Origin of the sequence: Streptomyces sp. SID12501 (assembly GCF_010550245.1) — a bacterium.
Taxonomy (GTDB): Bacteria; Actinomycetota; Actinomycetes; order Streptomycetales; family Streptomycetaceae; genus Streptomyces.
The window spans coordinates 1-786 of record NZ_JAAGLU010000164.1; the positions used below are offsets into that span (position 1 = coordinate 1).

General features: G+C 68.7%; 1 protein-coding gene. It reads right to left on the reverse strand.

Annotated elements, in window-relative coordinates:
• Positions 1-786 (reverse strand): ABC transporter permease subunit (locus tag G3I71_RS45000; RefSeq protein WP_164324684.1); only part of this gene is annotated, 786 nt, incomplete at both ends.

A 786-nucleotide genomic window follows, 5' to 3' on the forward strand; every position in this document is an offset into this window, starting at 1 on the left:
AGATCTGGTAGATCGCCGAGATGAGGATGTCGGTCGAGCCCATCGGGACGCTCGCGCCACGGAACGCCGGGCCCCCGCCCGTGAGCATGAAGATGATCGTGAAGTTGTTGAAGTTGAACGCGAACGACGCGATCGCCAGCGGTGCGGTCGACACCAGCAGCAGGGGCAGCGTGATGGAGCGGAACTGCCGCGATCGGCCGGCGCCGTCGACGCGGGCGGCCTCGAGCGTCTCCGACGGCACGGCCTGCAGCGCACCCGTGGTGACGAGGAACCAGTACGGGTAGCTGAGCCACAGGTTGACCCAGAAGATCGCGAGCTTCGCGAGCCAGGGGTCGCCCAGCCAGTTGACGTCCGCCCCGAGCAGGAACCACTCGTTGACGACCCCGAACTCGGCGTTGAGCATGCCGCGCCACAGCAGCGCGGACATGAACGCCGGGAACGCGTACGGGAGGATGAAGACCGTCCGCAGGACCTTGCGTCCGCGGACGCGGGGGTCGTTGTAGATCATCGCGAACAGCAGCCCGAGCCCGAAGCTCGTGAGCACGGTGAGGATCGCGAACGCGAAGGTCCACGCGCCGACCTGGAGCAGCGGACCGGCGTACGCGCGGTCGGTGAACGCCCGCACGAAGTTGTCGAACCCGACGTTGACGTACCACCCCGCGGCGAGGCGGTCGCCGTCCGCGCTGACGAAGTTCCCGCGGTCGTCGGGTGCGTAGACCGCGCCCGTCGCGGTGTCGGTGAGCGTGCGCGCGGCCGCGTCCCACACGAGGTCCGAGGTGTAGACGG